Source organism: Streptomyces desertarenae (genome assembly GCF_042681365.1).
Classification (GTDB): Bacteria; Actinomycetota; Actinomycetes; order Streptomycetales; family Streptomycetaceae; genus Streptomyces; species Streptomyces desertarenae.
On record NZ_JBHUFU010000009.1, the window covers coordinates 242618 to 254950 of the forward strand.

General features: G+C 75.9%; 12 protein-coding genes and 1 pseudogene. 9 read left to right on the forward strand and 4 right to left on the reverse strand.

Annotated elements, in window-relative coordinates; genetic code table 11:
* Positions 1 to 344: 344 nt before the first annotated feature.
* On the forward strand, positions 345 to 935 hold the full coding sequence (locus ACFSJS_RS17170) for a choice-of-anchor C family protein (RefSeq protein ID WP_380901233.1): 591 nt from the start codon (positions 345 to 347) through the stop codon (positions 933 to 935).
* An 88-nt stretch (positions 936 to 1023) separates the two neighbouring features.
* Here ACFSJS_RS17170 and ACFSJS_RS17175 read toward each other — a convergent pair whose 3' ends face one another.
* Positions 1024 to 1686, reverse strand: a complete 663-nt coding sequence (locus ACFSJS_RS17175; RefSeq protein WP_380901235.1) for a maltokinase N-terminal cap-like domain-containing protein — start codon at positions 1684 to 1686, stop codon at positions 1024 to 1026.
* Between the two features lie 223 nt (positions 1687 to 1909).
* Here ACFSJS_RS17175 and ACFSJS_RS17180 point away from each other — a divergent pair, with 223 nt between their 5' ends.
* The 3 genes and pseudogenes from ACFSJS_RS17180 to ACFSJS_RS17190 all read left to right on the forward strand — a co-directional run bounded on the left by ACFSJS_RS17180 (position 1910) and on the right by ACFSJS_RS17190 (position 3026).
* Entirely contained in the window at positions 1910 to 2401 is a 492-nt protein-coding gene (locus tag ACFSJS_RS17180; protein WP_380901237.1) for a DUF2975 domain-containing protein, read from the forward strand.
* Positions 2401 to 2643: pseudogene (locus tag ACFSJS_RS17185) on the forward strand (helix-turn-helix domain-containing protein); the annotation flags it as partial. The gene ACFSJS_RS17180 and the pseudogene ACFSJS_RS17185, both read left to right, overlap by 1 nt.
* Positions 2644 to 2756: 113 nt before the next feature.
* The gene (locus ACFSJS_RS17190) at positions 2757 to 3026 is read left to right on the forward strand and encodes a DUF7683 domain-containing protein (RefSeq protein WP_380901239.1); all 270 of its coding nucleotides are present in this window, start codon (positions 2757 to 2759) and stop codon (positions 3024 to 3026) included.
* A 66-nt stretch (positions 3027 to 3092) separates the two neighbouring features.
* Here ACFSJS_RS17190 and ACFSJS_RS17195 read toward each other — a convergent pair whose 3' ends face one another.
* Positions 3093 to 5525, reverse strand: a complete 2433-nt coding sequence (locus ACFSJS_RS17195; protein WP_380901241.1) for an ATP-binding SpoIIE family protein phosphatase — start codon at positions 5523 to 5525, stop codon at positions 3093 to 3095.
* A 256-nt stretch (positions 5526 to 5781) separates the two neighbouring features.
* On the opposite strand from ACFSJS_RS17195, the gene ACFSJS_RS17200 reads away from it, so the two are divergent.
* A complete protein-coding gene (locus ACFSJS_RS17200) occupies positions 5782 to 6999 on the forward strand; it encodes a PP2C family protein-serine/threonine phosphatase (protein WP_380901243.1) in 1218 nt (405 codons plus the stop codon).
* Between the two features lie 71 nt (positions 7000 to 7070).
* A complete protein-coding gene (locus tag ACFSJS_RS17205; protein ID WP_380901245.1) occupies positions 7071 to 7484 on the forward strand; it encodes an STAS domain-containing protein in 414 nt (137 codons plus the stop codon).
* Between the two features lie 73 nt (positions 7485 to 7557).
* Here ACFSJS_RS17205 and ACFSJS_RS17210 read toward each other — a convergent pair whose 3' ends face one another.
* Positions 7558 to 8328, reverse strand: coding sequence for an AfsR/SARP family transcriptional regulator (locus ACFSJS_RS17210; RefSeq protein ID WP_380901247.1), 771 nt, complete (start codon positions 8326 to 8328; stop codon positions 7558 to 7560).
* 243 nt (positions 8329 to 8571) lie between these two features.
* On the opposite strand from ACFSJS_RS17210, the gene ACFSJS_RS17215 reads away from it, so the two are divergent.
* The 3 genes from ACFSJS_RS17215 to ACFSJS_RS17225 all read left to right on the forward strand — a co-directional run bounded on the left by ACFSJS_RS17215 (position 8572) and on the right by ACFSJS_RS17225 (position 11177).
* On the forward strand, positions 8572 to 9480 hold the full coding sequence (locus ACFSJS_RS17215; protein ID WP_380901249.1) for a manganese catalase: 909 nt from the start codon (positions 8572 to 8574) through the stop codon (positions 9478 to 9480).
* Positions 9481 to 9544: 64 nt separating this feature from the next.
* Positions 9545 to 9829: a hypothetical protein gene (locus ACFSJS_RS17220; protein ID WP_380901251.1), complete on the forward strand. Its 285-nt coding sequence runs from the start codon at positions 9545 to 9547 to the stop codon at positions 9827 to 9829.
* On the forward strand, positions 9822 to 11177 hold the full coding sequence (locus ACFSJS_RS17225) for an Nramp family divalent metal transporter (protein WP_465269799.1): 1356 nt from the start codon (positions 9822 to 9824) through the stop codon (positions 11175 to 11177). Before ACFSJS_RS17220 ends, ACFSJS_RS17225 begins: the two co-directional genes overlap by 8 nt.
* 97 nt (positions 11178 to 11274) lie before the next feature.
* Here ACFSJS_RS17225 and ACFSJS_RS17230 read toward each other — a convergent pair whose 3' ends face one another.
* On the reverse strand, positions 11275 to 12330 hold the full coding sequence (locus ACFSJS_RS17230) for an NAD(P)/FAD-dependent oxidoreductase (RefSeq protein WP_380901255.1): 1056 nt from the start codon (positions 12328 to 12330) through the stop codon (positions 11275 to 11277).
* Between the last annotated feature and the right edge of the window lie 3 nt (positions 12331 to 12333).

Consider the following 12333-nt stretch of genomic DNA (forward strand, 5'->3'; position numbering starts at 1 on the left):
GGCCCCGCCCCGGCGGGCGGGGCGGGGCGGGCGGCGGTGCGGGACGCCGCCCGGCGGTAGGGCCCGCGTCCGCCGCCGGTCCGCGGCGGTGCCCCGCTCCGGGAAGTCGTACGCGCCGACAGGGGACGCCGGGAGCGGTGGGGCGCGCCGCCCGCGGAGAGCGCCCGGGCGGCCGGGGCGTGCGCGCAGGCTCGCGGTCCGCCTCCCCCGCGTGCGCGACTCGGCCAGGCCTCCCCCCGCCCCGGTGCGCGGGCGGCAGCACCTTGGCACATGCCCGGCGCGAGAGGAGATTTGTCCCGGCAAGCCGAACGGGCTTCCTTCCCCTCTCTGACCAGGAGGACTTCATGCTGCTCATACGCACCTGCACCACGGCACTCGTGACCGCCGGGCTGCTGGCCCTCGCCGGCACCGCCACGGCCGCCCCGGCCGTCAGCCGGTTCGACGACGGCAGCTTCGAGTACCCGACGGCCCCGGCGAACGGTTTCCAGACGTACGGAACGGGCAGCTCCATCGGCCCGTGGAAGGTCGCGTCCGGAGCCGTGGACCTGATCGGTGCCGGCTTCTGGCAGGCCGCCGAGGGCGACCAGTCCGTCGACCTCAACGCCACCACCCCCGGGACGGTGGCCCAGACCTTCACCACCGTCCCGGGCAGGACCTACACGGTGACCTACTCGCTGGCCGCCAACCCGGGCGGCGGTCCCTCCGTGAAGACCGGCAGGGCCCTGATCGACGGCCAGAACTTCCAGGACTTCTCCTTCGACACCACCGGCAAGACCTTCGCCGACATGGGGTACGTGACCCGGCAGTTCACCTTCGTCGCCCGCGACGACACCACCACCCTCGCCTTCGCCAGCACCACCGCCAACAGCGCCCACGGACCCGTCGTCGACGACGTCCTGGTCCGCACCTGCTGCTCGGACTCCTGCTGCGGCTGATCCGCACCCCGGCCGGCCGTCACACCGGCCGGCCGGGGCAGGACCGGCCCGTACGCACGGGCGCGGCCCTCCGGTGCAGGCCCCGGGCTCAGGAACCGGGGTACAGGGCGGCGAACAGCCCCTGGATGCGGGTGCCGTCCGGAGCGCGCCAGGCCCCGGCCACGTGGCCGATCGCCCCCTCCGGGGGCAGGATCGGGCCGCTCGGGGCGGGCCGCAGCACGCGGTGCAGGCGGAGGGCCGCGCCCTGCGGTGCGGGCACCTCGGTGCCCTCCCGGTCGTCGGCGGCGGGAGCGGGGGCGACGGCCACCGGGGAGAGGGGGGCCTCACCGGTGTAGGAGCGGGTGACCTCCCGGTCGGGGGTGTCGCTGGTGTTCTGGTCCTGTGCCTGGGCCCGGCCCTCGACCAGCGCGAGCAACTGGGCGATCGACACGGGGTCGTGGCAGGCGTCGTAGACCCAGCGCCGCCCCAGCACCCCGTGCTCCATGGTGCCGACCAGAGCGTGCTCCGCCCCGTCGAGCGGAGCGCCGCGGTAGGTGAGCGGCGCCAGGTAGGCGGCGGGGTGGGAGCCGGAGGCGTCGGTGACCACGAGGAACTCGATGCCCACCTCGCCGTGCGGATCGTCCAGCCGGAAGCCGCCGGCCTTGGCCGGTTCCGGCGCGCCCGTGCCGCGGTACCACGGACGGGAGGGCAGCCAGGAGGCGAGCAGTTCCAGTTTGGTCGGCTTGAGCGTGGTGTGGTGGATGACGGCCATGCCGGCGGTTCTCCTCCGCTGAGTGGGTACGGGCCCCCACCCTCCCATCCGCGCGGCACCGACGGGGCGGACGTCCGCCGGCGCACCGGGATCCGGCGGCGGGGGCGGGGCGACCGGTACGTGGCGGGCGGGCCCCGCCTCCGCCGCCCAGCGTCGGCCCACCCCTTGCCGCTTCTATCGATTAGCGATAGGTTTTCATCGTTCTTCGATGGAAGGAGAGGCGATGGGAAAGCTGACCGTGCTGGCGCTGCGCGCCGTGATCGTGGCCCTGCTCGCCGGCTCGGTGGCCGTCCAGACGGTGATGGCGGCCCTGCTGGCCGCCGACCTGGAGGGCAGCGCCCTGGCGGACCGGCGCGCCCCGATCCTGGCGACCGTGCTGCTGGGCGTGGCGGCGGCACAGGTCGTCCTGGTCTGCGTGTGGCGGCTGGTGACGATGGCACGGCACGGAACGGTGTTCTCCCACGCCGCCTTCCGCTACGTGGACATCGTGGTCGGCGCCTTCACCGCGGCCGCCCTCCTGATCTTCGCCCTCGGCGCCTTCCTGGCGCCGGGCGAGGCCGTCGCCCCGGGCGTCGTCCTCCTGCTGGGCGGAGCGTCCCTGGCCGTCCTCGGCGTCGCACTCATCGTGCTGGTCCTGCGCGCCCTGCTCGCCCAGGCCCTCGCCCGCGACGTCGAGGCCACACGGATGCAGGCCGAACTGGCCGGGGTGATCTGATGCCGATCATCGTCGACATCGACGTGATGCTCGCCAAACGGAAGATGTCCGTGGGCGAGCTCGCGCACCGCGTGGGCATCACCCCCGCCAACCTCGCGGTCCTCAAGAACGGCCGCGCCAAAGCCGTCCGCTTCACCACCCTCGCCGCCCTCTGCGAAGCGCTCCACTGCCAACCCGGAGACCTGCTGCGCTGGGAGGACCACCGACCGACGGACACCACCGCACCCGGGGAGCACGACGGGCGGCCGGGGACGAGGCGGCCGCCCGGCCGGGGGCGGGACGCGCAGGCGGACGAGCATCCGCCGCCCGGGGGGCCCGACGACCACGGACGGTCGCGGACGGGGGCGAGGACGCGATGACCGGCACCGCGGTCGAGCGGGCGGGTGCCCCGGACCGGAGGCTGGTCCTCACCGGCTACGCCGGGGACGGGGACTCCCCCGCCGTCGAGGCCGACGTGTCCCACCTGGGCGTCGGGCCCGTCGCCGCCCTGCTGGGCGTCCCCGTCGCCGAGTTCGCCGAGTGCCACCCGCTCCGGGCCCCGCAGGCCCGGAAGCTCGGCGAACTCCTGGGCACCCCCCTGGACTGGCGGGAGTACGACTACTTCATCGAAGTCGAGCGGCTCTGACGCGCAGTCCCCGCCGGATGCCCGTCGCCGTGCCCGGCCGCGGGGGGAGGGATGCCGGGCGCGCGCTCACTGCGGGCCGGATTCCGGCCCGTCCGGCTCGAGGAGCTGCTCGGTCCAGATGGTCTTGCCGCCGGGGGTGTAGCGGCTGCCCCAGCGGTGGGCGAGCTGGGCGATCAGGAACAGCCCGCGTCCGCCCTCGTCGGACAGCCGGGCGCGGCGCAGGTAGGGCTGGGACTGGCTGGGGTCGGAGACCTCGCACACCAGCCGGTGGTCCCTGATCAACCGCAGGCCGATGGGGCCCCCGGCGTAGCGGACGGCGTTGGTGACCAGCTCGCTGACGATCAGCTCGGTGCTGAAGACCAGCCCCTCCAGCCCCCAGCGGGCCAGCTGGGCGGAGGCCAGGGCGCGGGCCTGCGAGACCAGGCCGGGGTCGGCCGGCAGCTGCCAGAACGCCGTGCACGCGGACGGCACCCTGTCCACGCGGGCCAGCAGCAGGGCGAGGTCCTCCTCCCGGATCTCCTCCCTCAGGCGGGCCAGGAAGTGCTCCGTGACATCGGTCAGCGGCCGGCCGGTGTCCGCGGCGGCCCGGGCGGCGCCGCGCAGGTGCTCCGTACCCGCCCGGGCGTCCCGGGTCCGCCCGAGGAGCGGGCCGCTGTGGAAGGCGAGGACATCGCCCGGGTGCAGGAGCAGTTCCACCGGTTCGAAGGGTTCGGTGCCGCCTCCCAGCGGCGGGCCGGGCCGGAGCGCGACCTCGTCGGCGGTGCGGGACCGCCCTCTGGCCAGGACGGGAGGCGGGTGTCCGGCGCTGGCGACGAGGCACTGGCCGGTGACCGGGTCGTAGGTGGCGTACAGGCAGGTCGCCCCGTGCAGGGAGCCCGCCACCGACGCCGTCCGGTGGTCCTCGTCCTCGCCGATGCGGGTGACCAGGTCGTCCAGGTGGCTGAGCAGCTCCTCGGGCGGCAGGTCCAGGTCGGCCAGGGTCTGCACCGCCGAGCGCAGCCTCCCCATCGCACCGGCGGCGTTCACTCCGTGTCCGGGCGCCCTGCCCGCCACGAAGGCCACGCGGACCCCGGAGAGCCGGATCACGTCGTACCAGCCGCCACCGGTTCCGGAGGCGGTGCTCGCCGGCGCGTACCGGCCCGAGGTCTCCGCGGCGGCCAGGCGCACCACCGGGGGCGGCAGCAGGCTGCGCTGGAGGGCTTCGGTGGTGCGCCGCTCCCGGGTGTAGCGGCGGGCGTTGTCCAGCCCCAGGGCCAGCCGGGAGCCGATCTCCTCGGCGAGGGGGACCTCCTCCTCGGAGAAGGGCGTACGGCCGCGGTTGCGCCACAGGCCCAGCACGCCCAGCACGTGGCCCCGGGCGTGCAGCGGGACGAACAGCGCCGAGGCCGCCGAGGAGGGGAACAGCAGCCGGAGCCGCTCGGGGTCGATCTCCAGCCGCTCGCGCCAGGCGGCCATGTCGGTGATGCGGACGGTCTCCCCGTCGCAGAGGGCCTCGCTCTCGGCCTCCCTGGCCCGGACGGTCTCGCCGGGCTGGTAGACCTCCGGGGGCCAGGTGCCGTCCGCCGAGGCCACCGCGGTCCGGCGCAGCACCGTCCCGGGGACGAACCGGCCGGCCTCCCGGCCCTGGGACACCGCGTCGGACAGGTCCACGCTCACCAGGTCCGCGAAGGCGGGGACGAGGACGCCGACCAGTTCCTCGGCGTTGCGGGTGACGTCCAGGGTGCGGCCCAGCCGCGCCCCGGCGGCGTGGAGGAGCGCCATCCGCCGCCGTGTCGCGTACTGCTCGGTGATGTCGGCGAAGACGGCCGCTACCCCGATGGGCCGGCCGTGCGGGTCCTCCAGCCGGAAGGCCGACACGGACAGCATCCGCTCCTGATCGGGGGCGATCCTCCGCCGCGCCGAGTGCTCCCAGTCGATCAGCGGTTCGCCGGTCCGCAGGACCCGCCGCAGCTGATCGTCGATCGCCGCGGCGTCCTCCGGGACGACGATGTCCCCCAGCCTCACGTCGGACAGGCCCTCCGCGTTCCGGGGCCGGTCGAGGCCGAAGAGATCCGGGTTGATGTTCACCCGCGTGGCGACCAGGTCGGTGTCGCGGATGACCAACCCGACGCGGTCCTGGGTGAACAGCGCGCGGACCAGCGCCTGGTTCTCCTTCCTGTGCCGGCTCCAGGCCACGGGGACGGCGAACACCAGGAACCGGGCCTCGCCCCCGGGGGGTAGCGCCAGCACCTCGGCGTCCACCTCGACCGGCGTGCCGTCCCGGTGCCGCAGGGCCGTGCGGAACTCCACGGTCCCGGGGTGGCCGGCCGGCCCGTCCCAGGGGCCGGGAACGGTGACGAGGTCCGCCATCGGCCGCCCGCGGACCTCCTGGGGCGGGCGGCCGGTCAGCTCCGGCACGGTGGCCGTGCACTGCAGCACGGTCCCGCGCCCGTCCAGCACGAACACCGCCGCACCGCCCGTGAGGCGGTCGCCGTGGCGGGGGTGTGCGGACGGATTCACTCGGCTGCCTCGCTCCGGGGAGTGCGACGCTACTCGCGCCATTCAACCCCGTCGGCGGCCGGTTCGCATGGCGGCGGCGCCCCGCCGGTCGACCGGCCGCCGCGGCCGGTGCCGTGGGGCCCCGCCCGCACCGGCCGCGCGTCCGGTGCGGTTGGGGGGGCGGGGGAAGGGGTACGCCGCCGGGAACAGGGCGGGCCGCGCGGCGCCGGGCGCTGCGGCGGGCCGGCGGCCTCCGCGGGGAAGGAGGGTCCACGTCGTGGCCGACGCCGCACAGGTGGGGAGGATGCTGGCCGGTCTGATGCGGGACTGCCATACCGCCACGATGGAGCAGTTGCCGGAGATGGTGGCCGGCCACGGCGCCGCAGCGGACCTGCGCGACGTGGCGCTGTTCGCGGTGGACCTGCAGGAGACGGTGCTGCGGCAGATCACCGGCCGCGGGCTGGACGCGGGAGAGGGCGGGCTGGAGCTGCGCGTCGACGGCACCCTGCCCGGCCTGGCCTACCAGCGGGTGGAGCTGGTCGCCGAACCGAACCGGACGCCCGAAGGGCCGCGCCGGTGGTGGGCGCCGATCACCGACGGCGTGGAGCGCCTGGGCGTGCTGCGCGCGGACACCGCCGGCGACGACGACCAGACCCGTGAGGCGCTGCGGGCCCTGGCCTCGATGGTGGCGCTGCTGCTGCTGAGCAAGCGGTCCTTCAGCGACTCCTACGCCCGCCTGGTGCGCACCGCGCCGATGAACGTGGCCGCCGAGATGCAGTGGAATCTCACCCCGCCGCCCGCCTTCGCCGGGCACGACGCCACCGTCGGCGCGGTATCGGAGCCGGCCTACGAGATCGGCGGCGACGCCTTCGACTACGCCGTCACCGGCACCACGCTGCACCTGTCGGTCTTCGACGCCATGGGCCACGACACCACCGCCGGGCTCACCGCCAACGTGGCGGTGGCCGCCTGCCGCAACGCCCGCCGGCAGGGCGCTTCCCTGGCCGAGACCAGCCGGGCGGTGGAGCAGACCCTCATGGAGCAGTTCGGCGCCAGCCGCTACGCCACCGGGATCCTGGCCAGCCTGGATCTGGAGACCGGACGGCTGGACTGGGTCAACCGCGGCCACCACCTGCCGGTGCTCGTCCGCACCGGAAGGTGGTGGAGGCAGTTGCACTGCCCGCCGGCCGGACCGATGGGCGCGGACCTGGGCCTGCCGGTCACCGTCTGCCACGAGCAGCTGGAACCCGGCGACCGCCTGGTGCTGTACACCGACGGCATCACCGAGGCCCGTGACGCGGACGGCAACCAGTTCGGCCTGGAGCGCTTCACCGACTTCATCGTGCGCCACCACTCGGGCCGGTTCACCCTGCACGAGACCCTGCGCCGCCTGGTCCACGCCGTCCTGGACCACCACTCCGGAAAACTCGACGACGACGCCACCGTCCTGCTGGCCGAATGGCGCGGCGGCCACCAGGACGATCTCACCCCCTGACCGCGCCGGGAAGAGGGTCCCGTCCGCGCCCCGGCCCGGCAGGCCCGGCCGGAAGGGCGAAAGGAGAGGCGATGGGCAGCAATCCAGGCGGCCGGCGCGAGCCGCCCGACACGCTGGAGGTGCGGGTCCGGTCCCTGGACCGCGTCCGTGTCCTGGCGACCCTGACCGGCGCCTTCGACCACCACAACGCCCACCGCCTCACCGAGGCGCTCCAGCGGGCCCTGGACGCGGGCGCCGCCGTGGTGCTGCTGGACCTGTCCGGAGTGACCTTCCTGGACTCCACCGGCGTCACCCGGCTCCTCCTCGCCCGCCGGTCCGCCCGGGCGGCCGGCGGGCACCTGGCGCTGATCGCCCCCAGCCGCCCGGTGGAGCGCCTGCTGTCCATCACCGGCGTCGACCAGGTCCTGCCCAGCTACCCCACCCCCCAGGCCGTCCCGGCCGCCGGCCCGGAGCCGGACCGGGACTCCGGCGGCACCGCGGGGTGAGGGCGCCGGGCGGGGCGGCCGGCGCCGCGGGCGGTGGCGTCACGGGGGTGTCACCGCGGCCGCGGAGGGACCGTCAGGGGTCCAGGGGGCGGCTGAGGTAGGGCGCCATGAGCCGGCGGAAGCCCGCGGAGGGCCCCAGCCCCAGTTCGCTGCGGATCATCCGCCGGAAGAAGTCGTAGTGCCGCAGGGCCTCGGCGACGTTGCCCTCCGCCAGGTGGACGCCCACGACGTGGCGGTGCGCGCTCTCGCGCAGCGGCTCGGCCTCCACCGCCGTCATGGCGGTCTCCATGGCGGCGGCGAGCTGGCCGCCGTCGCGCAGGTGCCGGGACACCGCCTCCAGGGCGTGCAGCCGGGTCTGGCGGAAGTGCTCCCGGGCGACCAGCAGCCAGTCCTCGGTCCAGTCGGGCAGCAGGTCCTCGCTCAGCTCGGCCAGGGCCGGCAGCGGTGCCGGCCCGGAGTCGTGCGGCGAGACGAGGGACGCGGCGTGCCGCTCGGCCTCGTGCAGGTCGACGCCGACGGTCGGAGCGAGCGCGAGGCAGCTGTCGCCCGCGTCGACCAGCCCGTCCCGCCCGCTGCTGCGGGTCAGCCGCCACAGGGTGGAGCGCAGGCTCGCGCCCGCGCGCCGGTCGGGCAGGTCGGGCCAGAGCGCCGAGGCCACGAAGGGCCTGGTCACCCCCTCCGGATGCAGGGCCAGCAGGGCCAGCAGCCGCTGCACCGAGGGGCTGATGACCACCTTCCGGGACCGGACCTCCAGGTGGAAGCGGCCCAGTAGTGCGAGGCGGGCCTCCCACTCCGGGTCCTCGGGGTGGAGCCGCCGGGAGGCGAGGGCGAAGGAGGACGTCATGGGACTCTCTCCGTGAGCTACCGGTGCGGCCGGCTTCCGGGCCTGGACGGACGGGGTTCCCGCCGCCGGGGCCGTCACACCCCCGCGGGCCCCCGCCCCCCGGCGGCGGAGACGGATCGGTGACGGGCGCCGCCTAGCGTCCCAGGGGTGGAGCGCAGCACCCCGGCCCCGGAGGGTCGGCCGGCGCACGCGCACTCCGCCGACGACCGAGAACCGTCCTCGTCCGGAAAGCGAGAACCACCGATGTTCCGACACACCCAGCGGCTGCAGTTCGAGGCGAAGCCCGAGAAGCCCGATCCGGCGTACGCCCACAAGCTCCAGGAGCTCGTCGGCGGCGCCTACGGCGAGATGACCGTGATGATGCAGTACATGTTCCAGGGCTGGAACTGCCGCATCAAGGGCAAGTACAAGGACATGATCATGGACGTGGCCACCGAGGAGATCGGCCACGTCGAGATGCTCGCCACCATGATCGCCCGTCTCCTGGAGGGCGCCCCCGCCACCGCGACCACCAAGATGGCCACCTCCGACCCCGCCGTCGGCGCCGTGATGGGCGGCATGGACCCGCAGCAGGCGATCATCGCCGGCGGCGCGGCCCTCCCGGCGGACAGCAACGGCTACCCCTGGAACGGCCGTTACGCGGTGGCCAGCGGCAACCTGCTGGCCGACTTCTACGCCAACGTCGCCGCCGAGGCGCAGAGCCGGCTGCAGACCGCGCGCCTGTACAACATGACCGACGACCCCGGCGTGCGGGACATGCTGAAGTTCAACCTCGCCCGGGACACCTACCACCAGAACCTGTGGCTGGCGGCCATTGAGCAGCTCCGCGAGGACAACCTGGAGGACGTTGTCGTCCCCGGGGGCCTGGCGGACGAGGAGCACCGCGAGCACGCCGCGACGCTGTGGCACCTCTCCGACGGCGAGGCCGCCGCCGCGGGCCTGTGGGCCTCGGGCCCGACCCCGGACGGCGAGCACGAGTTCAGCGTGCTGACCGACACCCCGCCGCTGGGGGGCGAGGCGTCGCCCCCGCCCCCCGACCCCCGGCTCTTCGCCACCTACGACGGCAGTCTGGGGCAGCCCAAGGGCCCGGTCCTGGGCACCGAGACGGGCCTCAGGGGCAAGCTCAAGGACACGTTCTCGTCCGACGACTGAGGCCGCGCGGGCCCCTCCCGCCGCGGGAGGGGCCCGTCCGTCCGTGAGAGGAGGCGGGAGGACCATGGGCACGCGAGACCCCGCGAGCGGAACGGCCCCGGCCGCGGTCGCCGTCCGGCGCCGCCCGCGCCCCGTCACCGTGACGCTCCTGGCGCTGTACGCCGCGGCGGCGGTCGTCGGCGTCCTCGCCGGAGGGACGGCCGAGCGCCTGCTGGGGCCGGTCCTGCTCGCCGTCGTCGTCCTGCGGCTGGTGCCGCACCGCCGCGGGGCGCGGCGGCCGGGCAGGGGCGCGCCGGCGGCCGCCGTCCGGCCGCGCGCCGCCGGGAGCGGGGACGCGGCCGATGCTTGACCCGCGCCAGCCCCGGAAGGAGCTTCCGGCCACGCCGCCGACCGCCGCTTCGGCCCCGGACCGGGCGGCCGGCGCCCCGCCCCGCGCCGGGTCGGAGCCGCAGGCCGGCGCGGGACGGCGGGCGGCTGCGGGGCGGCGCCCCGGCGCGCGGGCCGTGGTCGCGATGCTCGGCCCGGCGTTCGTGGTGTCGGTGGCCTACGTCGACCCGGGGAACTTCGCCACCAACATGGCCGCGGGCGCCCGGTACGGGACCCTGCTGCTGTGGGTGATCGTCCTGGCCAACGTGGTGGCGATCTTCGTCCAGTACCTGGCGTGCAAGGTCGGCGTCGCCACCGGCCGCGATCTGCCGGAGCTGTGCCGCGAGCACACCCCCCGGCCCCTGTGCCGGGTGCTGTGGGTCCAGGCCGAGCTGGTGGCCATGGCCACCGACCTGGCCGAGCTCGTCGGCGGCGCGGTGGCCCTGTACCTGCTGTTCGGCATCCCCCTGGTGCCGGCCGCGTTCGTGGTCGGGGCCGTGTCCCTGCTGCTGCCGGCGCTCGCCCCCGAGGGCAGGCGGCGCTTCGAGATGGTGATCACCGGCTTCCTGCTGGTCATCCTCGCCGGGTTCCTCTACCAGAGCCTGCGGACCGGTTCCTGGGGCGGGGCGACGGCCGGTCTGCGTCCGAGGTTCGCCGACACCCAGAGCATACTGCTGACCACCGGCATGGTCGGGGCCACGGTGATGCCGCACGTGATCTACCTGCACTCGTCCCTCAGCCGCCGGTACGGCCGTGCGTCCGCGGAGCGGAAGCGGACGGTGCTGCGCGCCAACCGCACGGCGATCCTGATCGCCCTGGGAACCGCCGGGCTGGTCAACGCGACCATGCTCACGGTGGCCGCGGCGGCCTTCCACGGGGGCTCCCCGGAGTCCACCGCCTACGAGACCCTCGAGCAGTTCCACCACGGTCTGGGAACCGTGATCGGTCCCGGCGCGGCGCTGGCGTTCGCGCTGGCGCTGCTGGCGTCGGGCCTGGCCTCGTCGGGGGTGGGGACCTATGCGGGGCAGGTGATCATGAGGGGCTTCCTGCGGCGGCGCGTCCCCCTGATGCTGCGGCGGCTGATCACGATGGGGCCGCCCCTGGCCGTGCTCGCCCTGGGGGTCGACCCCACGCGGGCCCTGGTGCTCAGTCAGGTGGTGCTGTCCTTCGGCATCCCCTTCGCCCTGGTTCCGCTGGTCGTCTTCACCGCGCGGCGCGGCATCATGGGCGCGCTGGTGAACCGCCCCCTCACGACGGTCCTGGGCGCCACCGCGGCCCTGGCGATCACCGGCCTCAACCTCTTCCTCGTCCAGGACGTGCTGTTCGGCTGAGGGCCCCGGGCGCGGCCGGCGGCCACCGCCTCCGGCACCGGGCCCACGGGAAACACCGCGGTGCTCCGCGTGGACACCGGAACCGGGGGGCCGCGGGCTACCCGCCCGGCCGGGCGGCCCGGGCGGGCGCCCCCGCCGGCCGGGCCAGCGCGCCGACGACCGCGGAGAACAGCCACGGAAGCCGCTGTGCCGCGGGCACCAGCGCGGTGCGGGCCGGAGGCACCCTCGCCGCGCCGAGCAGCGCGTGGGTCAGCCAGCGGTAGCGGCGGGTGAGCCGCCGCCACTCCCGCTCGTAGGCGGCCGGATCGCCGCCGGTGATCGCCCGCACCGCCGCCGACGCCTGCGCGAGCGCCAGCGCGATGCCCTCACCGGTCAGCGCGTCGACGTAGCCGGCGGCGTCGCCGACGAGCAGCACCCGGCCGGCGGTGCGGGCGGTCGCGTCCTGGCGGAGCGGGCCCGCCCCGCGCACCGGCCCGGCGGACCCGGCCCCGGCCAGCCGCTCCCGCAGCCCGGGGAAGGCGGCGAGGTGGCCGTCGTACGTCCCGCGCCCGGCGGTGAGCACCGCGACGCCCACGAGGTCGTCGGCGACCGGGGTCACGTAGGCCTCCGCGTCGCGGGCCCAGTACACCTCGACGTGGTCGCTCCAGGGGGCGAGCGCGTAGTGGCGCCGCAGCCCGTGCCGCGGGTGGGCCCGGCGCGGCCGGTCGAGGCCCAGGGACCGGCGGATCGGCGAGTGCAGGCCGTCCGCCGCGACGAGATGGCCGGCCCGGGTGCCGTCGACCACCACGCCGTCCTCGTCCTGTCCGACGCGGCGCACGGTGCGCCGCTCGATCCGCACGCCCGCGGCCAGCACCGCCTCGCGCAGCGCCGCGTGCAGTGTCGTGCGCCGCACCCCGCGGCCCGGTCCCGCCCGGAAGTCGGCGTCGGCCCGGTGCGGCCCGGCGACGTACCGGATGCCCCGCAGGTCGTACCCGCGGGGGTGTACGCCGAGCGCCGCCAGGGCGGCGACGGCCCCCGGCATCAGTCCCTCGCCGCACGCCTTGTCCACGGTGCCGGCGCGCTGTTCCCAGACGGCGACGTCGAGCCCCGCCCGGGCCGCGTGCAGCGCCGTGGCCAGTCCCGCGGGCCCCCCGCCGGCGACGAGCAGGTCCACGCG